Below are 6,028 nucleotides of genomic sequence, written 5' to 3'. Positions count from 1 at the left end.
GGCAACGACCGCTACGACAAGACCACCGCCAGCCACTTCATCGAGACCGGCGGGCACGTCGAGCACAGCGTGCAGGGCCATCACCAGCTCGAGGCCGGGCAGAGCATCGAGCGCAGGACCACCCGCTACCACCTGAAGACAGCCGGCAGCCTCCGGCTGAGCGCGCCGGGTGGTTCCATCACCATCGATGGCTCCGGGATCACCTTCGATGGCGCGACCATCCGGCTGAAAGGCCCGCTCAGCCGGCAGGATGGCGGTAGCGCCAATCCGTTCGCCATCGTCGGCACCCCTGCTTCGAGCAAGCCGCTGGATCGCCTCTGCGGCCGCCAGCCCGACGGCACCTGCCCCCTGGAAGACTGTACCTGCCTGGGAGGGCGCGCCCGGTGAATGCCAGCCTCCCCGTGATGCTGGGCAACGTTTCCCCCCGCGAAGCCCTGCCGACGACACCGCGCACCTACCTGCTCCTCATCACCAAGGTGCTGGAGGACTGGGCCTATCGGCCGGTACCCGAGGAAGGCGAGCTGGTCCCACCCGAAGCACCCGGCGTGATGGACCTGGTCCGTGCCGTCGAGTCCTTCCCCCGGCGATGCTGGATCTGGAAAGGCGGCCCCCTGGACGATGTGCACGAACGGGGGCCCCTGCTCGTCGAAGCCACCGACAGCCCCGCGCTGCTCGACCATGCGCTCACCGCCTGGGCGCCCACCGGCGGCGTGCTGTTCATCGGTTCGGCGGCGGAACGGGACGAACTCTGCCGGCACCTCGGCAGCCTGGTACGCATACGCCTGCCCGACCAGGGCGAAGCCACCCTCAACCTGCGCCCCGACCTGCTGTCGGCCTGGCTCCGGGCTCTGGACGACGACCACCGCCACGCCTGGCTGGGCCCCATGACGCAACTGCTGTGGCGTATCAACTGGGGCCCCGCGCACGGCTGGTGCCAGCTCGACCAGCCGGTCCCCGGCCTGGCGCAGCGAACCACTGGCTGGCTGGAGCTGCGCCCCCACGAACTGGCCGCCTTCGACACCAACACACGGGAGCATTTCGTCACCAGCCTGGCCCACGAGCTGATCACCCTGCCCAGCCATTCCAGCCGTGCCCTCGGCGAAGTCCGGGAATGGGTGCGCCAGCAGTTGCGGGAAGCCTCGACCCTCAACATCCAGGCCGACGCCGATGCCCGCCGCTACATCCTGTTGCTGGCCCGGTATCCCGGCTTGCTCGACACCCCCCAGGCCCAGGCGCTGATCAACGACCTCAGCGAATCCCCACCCGCGCGCCTGCGCGGTCTGGCCGCGCTGGCCGGAGAAAAGGAGTTCCCCGATGACTGACACCACCCCGGGCGGCGCCGCTTCCGCCCCAGCCTGCAGCTCGCGCATTCCCATCCTGCCTATCCGCTACGCCGTGGTTCCCCGCGCGGCCGATGCGGCCCGGTACCGCTACGCCGACTCCGGCTACATGCTGGAAACCGGTTTCGACAGGCTCGAACAGTCGGCATACACCCTGCGCGCCCTGCGCCCCGGCTACGTCTATGTCTTCATGAAGGGCCCCAAGAGCGAGCGGCTGGTCATCCACGAATACGACGGCGAAGGCCAGTACCAGGAACTGGCCTACACCGGCCTGGAGAACTACCACAAGAAAGACAACTACGACGCCGGCAAACGCATGGGCTGGGTATGGGCCGACACCTGCCCCGACACGGCCAGCGAAGTCTGGATCGGCTACAGCCCTCACCTGTGGACCAACCGCATGACCGCCAGGGTGACCGGCGACCCCGGCGTGCGCCAGCGACACATGCGCCGGCTGGACATGCAAGAGCTGACCTCGGGCGAAAAGACGCCCTCCCGGCAAGCGCATGTCCTGCCCGTCCAGGCACTCGGCGAATGGGTGGAAGACTACAAGCCCAAGAAGCAGCGTATCGAACTCGACTGGAGCAGCCACTCCAGCAAGGACGAACTGCCCCTGAGCACCCTGCTGGCCCAGGCCAGCCATTACCCCTACACGCGCCCACGGGTTCCCGTCGTGGTCGCCCTCAACGACGCCGAAGGCATCGGCCTCGACCTGAGCCTGATCACCGCGGCCTACCAGCACCAGATCACCGACCTGAAGTCGCCCAAGGTTCTCAATCCCAGGTCGTCCCCGGAGCCACAGAGCGCATTGCCGTCCTGCATGGGCCTGGACGTGGAGAAGCTGCACCTGGCCAGCGCGGATTTCCACCGCAAGAACCTGGTCGCCACGCTGCTGGAACAGACCCTGCACTCGATGTTCAGCGGCTCCGGCCAGGACCTCGAACGGCTCGTCCGCCACCGTGACGAATGGCATCGCGCCCAACCGGTCAATCGCAAGGTCCCTTCGCAGAAAGACCTGCGCTACCAGATACTCACCGACGAACGCCTGTCCCCCGCCGGCGCGCGGCTCGCCAAGCGGATCGACACGGCCAAATACCAGGCCTTCATGGCCGAGCGACAGGCTGCCGACGAACAACTGGCCACCCTGCTCGAACCATACGACCGTGCCTGCGCGGACCAGGACGCCTGGCTGTCCAGCGCCGAACCCGCACGTCGGGACGACCCACGCAGCCTTGCCGCCACGCTCGCCTCCTACGACCGCGACAACCGCGTCTCCGCCAGCGGCCTGGAACTCTCCATCGCCCTGCTGATGCACGGCATGAGCCAGCCCATGCCCGGCCGCGAAGACCTGGACCCGCGCTTCCAGCGCCTGAACGCCTGGGTCGACGACGAGAACAGCCCGCTCTACATGGCCCTGGAGGCCTACAACCCCTTCAAGGAAAAGGCCGACGCCATCGGTGTCCTGCTGGGCGCCGCCGGAAACGCCATCGAAGAACTGGCCGGCCGCTTCCCCGCCATCAACGGCGCCACCGACCTGATCGCCCAGAGCGTGACCGTCGTCACGCTCAAGCGGATAAAGGGCAAGACGCGCTGGGACGCCAGCCGTACCCTGCGCCAGCAGGTACTGACCGCCGCCAGCGAAGCCAACACGCAAAAGGCGTTGGGTTTGCTGGGAGCGCGCTATCGCATCACCGATGATGCCGTCAGAGCGAACGCCTTCTCCCAGGAGGTCGAAGCCTTTATCAAATCCGGTATGGCCGAAGTGGAACATACCCGCACGGTCGACGTCAGTGGTAACCGCATCGTCAAAGTAGAGGATACCCAGACACGAACAGTACGCCCCACCCTCAAGTCCCTTCTTGGTGTCACGACCACGGGGGGTGCCTTCAACGCCGGCATGCTGTATTTCAACATCGTGCATCTGGCGAATGTCTGGCGGACACTGGAAAGCCAGTACAGTCACGCAAATGCAGCCAGTTTTGCATCAGCGGTACTTGGAACCATTAGTGCAATCGCTGCAGCTCTGGTTAGCGCACGGGCCATCTATGTGGCCAGCATGTCACGCCTAGGCTTCAGCATGCCGGGTGCTGTATTCAGTGCGGGAATGGCTCGCGCACTTTCGAGTCGATTGTTTGGAAGGCTTTTTGGTTGGCCTGCGATTTTAACTAGCTTCCTAGCTGATGGGATAAAAGCAATTCGACAACTCCGCCAAGACAACCCACGTGCAGGCGGCTACACACTGACAGGCGGGATAGCTCTGGCATTAGGAAGTGCAGCTGTACTTGAAGGTGGTTTTGCTATAGCGGGAGTAACCACAATAGTTCCCGTAGCAGGGTGGGCTGCCGCCGCTATTGTTCTTATAGGCGCAGGCCTGATAGCAGGCGGCATCTGGCTCCATTCCAAGGCAGCCGAAGAAATCCATAGTCCCATGGAACTCTGGGCAGTGCGCAGCCAATTCGGTACACGCCAGAACGATGGCGAGATTCGCCCCGACACAGCACTCGACGACCAGAAGCGCCTACCCGGTTACCCGGACATTACTGCGGAGATCAAGGGCTGGTACGAGGCATTCTATGCCCCCATGATGCTGAGCGATGCCCAGGCCGAAGCGCTTGGCTGGCCAGGTGTTGACAGCACTTGGCATGACAATTGGCTTAACACCGACCGGGCTGAGTTTACGGTTTTACTGCCCGGCTTCATTCAGGGCCAAAGTACCTGGGAAGGCGGGTTAACCTGCCTAGGAAAAACCTTACCGCCGCATCCCAACCAAAGGCACACACTTCCCAAGCTTGCCACTTACGGAACCGAACCCACCTTAAAACTCATCCCGGCCGGCTTGCTGATGCACTACACCCAAAACGTAGCTAATGAGTATGACAATCTATCGCTCCACCTGACCTATAAGCCCAATCAAGGGCTAGATGAAGACACACAGATTAGTACAAGTTTTCTACTAAAAGATTAAGGACGCAGCATGGCAATTGATTGGCTATGGACAACGAAAAGCAAGGCTGATGTGACTCCGGCCATTGGAGATCAGCATGTAATAACAGGAAACAACATCCTATGTCTACGTAATCCCTGGCCCGCAGACTCTGCTTTTATGGGAAAGATGTATGCAACCAGCATAGCAGTTCTTGTCCCATGCCTAACCCTAATAGCCTTCTCAGAAGGCAAACAAGACACAACTTTATACTTATTCTATGCGGCATTAATGATTTTCCCCGCCTTCATTTTTCTCCTGCTACTATACAGAATTTTTTTCATTAAAAATCTGTCAAATTTTTATTTCAACCGCCATACCAATAGAATTTATTATAAGAGAAACAAAAAGCTGTTCGTATGCGAGTGGCCTAGTGCACAAGGGGGTTTTTTCTCCCGATTAGAGTTTGGTGGCCGCTCCTTCAGCACCAGCTTTGCCCTCGCATTGAAACTCACGTCCATTGACAAAGAAGACCCGGAGTCCCCAATCACACTGTGGGTAGACAGCAACGAACCCAGCGACCCTCGCGTGGAATATGTAGCCCAGGCCTGGGAATACATCCGCCAGTTCATGGCCCACGGGCCGGATAACCTGCCACCACCGCAGGCACCGGACTGGTGGCATGTGCCCCACAACAATATCTGCCTGACGCCACGCCAGGCCTTCCGTCACTACGCCCCCTGGCGTACCGGCGAACCTGGCGAGGAGAAAGCCAAGCAATGGTGGATGCTGCCCTTCTGGGCCGTGCTCTTCCCCTACAACCTTTTCGCCGCCCTGTGCTGGTGGGCCACTTGCCGGCTGTTCAACGTGCGCCCCGCCGAAGCGCCGCCGGAAGCGCTGGAAGGGGAAACCGGTTCCCTGGTCACGGCGGAGATGGCCATACGTGGAGTTCGACCGTAATCCTCGCGATTACGGTCATCTGAATAGTTCAAGGATGTGGCATGGCAATCGACTGGCTATGGACAACGCAAAGCAAGGCTGATGTGGCTCCGGCCATTGGAGATCAGCATGTAATGACAGGAAACAATGTCCTATGTCTACGTAATCCCTGGCCGGCAGACTCTGCATTTATGGGCAAGCTTTTTTTCAACAGCCATTGCAGCATGGATTATCTACTTCCTATATTTCTTATGGAGTGAGAGTCAAAATGGAAATAAAATTGACATAATAGACTTCTCCTTCCTTGTAATCTCCATCCCATCAGTTTTTGCGCTATTTTTATTTTACAGAATATTTCTCATAAAAAGACTATCAAACATTTACTTCAACAGACACACGCAAAGAGCATACTATCGCAGAAACAAAAGTCTCTTTATCTGCGATTGGGCATCTGCTCAAGGAGGGCTTTTTCCCGCCTAGAGTTTAGTGGAAGCTCTTTTAGCACAAACTTTGCCCTAGCATTGAAGCTCACATCCATTGACAAAGAAGACCCGGAGTCCCCAATCACGCTGTGGGTCGATAGCAACGAACCCAATGATCCCCGCGTGGAATATGTAGCCCAGGCCTGGGAATACATCCGCCAGTTCATGGCCCACGGGCCGGATAACCTGCCGCCACCGCAGGCGCCGGACTGGTGGCATGTCCCCCACAACAATATCTGCCTGATGCCACGCCAGGCCTTCCGTCACTACGCCCCCTGGCGTACCGGCGAACCTGGCGAGGAGAAAGCCAAGCAGTGGTGGATGCTGCCCTTCTGGGCCGTGCT

At 60.2% G+C, this 6,028-nt stretch carries 4 protein-coding genes and 2 pseudogenes; all 6 read left to right on the top strand.

All coding sequences use genetic code 11. The annotated features are described in order from the left end of the window. A pseudogene (locus PSEWESI4_RS24850) lies at positions 1-387 on the top strand (type VI secretion system Vgr family protein); the annotation flags it as partial. Next, entirely contained in the window at positions 384-1,322 is a 939-nt protein-coding gene (locus tag PSEWESI4_RS24845; protein ID WP_235979012.1) for a DUF4123 domain-containing protein, read from the top strand. The pseudogene PSEWESI4_RS24850 and the gene PSEWESI4_RS24845, both read left to right, overlap by 4 nt. Further along, positions 1,315-4,305 carry a sulfite exporter TauE/SafE family protein gene (locus PSEWESI4_RS24840; protein ID WP_187673920.1) on the top strand — a complete coding sequence of 997 codons (2,991 nt, stop codon included), beginning with the start codon at positions 1,315-1,317 and terminating at the stop codon, positions 4,303-4,305. The genes PSEWESI4_RS24845 and PSEWESI4_RS24840 overlap by 8 nt, the downstream gene beginning before the upstream one ends. Positions 4,306-4,314: 9 nt before the next feature. Beyond that, a complete protein-coding gene (locus tag PSEWESI4_RS24835; RefSeq protein WP_187673919.1) occupies positions 4,315-5,223 on the top strand; it encodes a hypothetical protein in 909 nt (302 codons plus the stop codon). A gap of 41 nt (positions 5,224-5,264) precedes the next feature. Next, positions 5,265-5,462 (top strand): hypothetical protein, encoded by a 198-nt coding sequence (locus tag PSEWESI4_RS24830; RefSeq protein WP_187673918.1) that lies wholly within the window; start codon positions 5,265-5,267, stop codon positions 5,460-5,462. A gap of 345 nt (positions 5,463-5,807) precedes the next feature. Next, a pseudogene (locus PSEWESI4_RS24825) lies at positions 5,808-6,028 on the top strand (hypothetical protein); the annotation flags it as partial.

Source organism: Zestomonas carbonaria (assembly GCF_904061905.1).
Taxonomy (GTDB): Bacteria; Pseudomonadota; Gammaproteobacteria; order Pseudomonadales; family Pseudomonadaceae; genus Aquipseudomonas; species Aquipseudomonas carbonaria.
This window is presented reverse-complemented; position numbering and strand designations above follow the sequence as displayed.

Excerpts from the sequence above, each read along its gene's own strand:
- PSEWESI4_RS24840 (WP_187673920.1), top strand. The coding sequence starts at position 1,315 with ATGACTGACACCACCCCGGGCGGCGCCGCTTCCGCCCCAGCCTGCAGC.
- PSEWESI4_RS24835 (WP_187673919.1), top strand. The coding sequence starts at position 4,315 with ATGGCAATTGATTGGCTATGGACAACGAAAAGCAAGGCTGATGTGACT.
- PSEWESI4_RS24830 (WP_187673918.1), top strand. The coding sequence starts at position 5,265 with ATGGCAATCGACTGGCTATGGACAACGCAAAGCAAGGCTGATGTGGCT.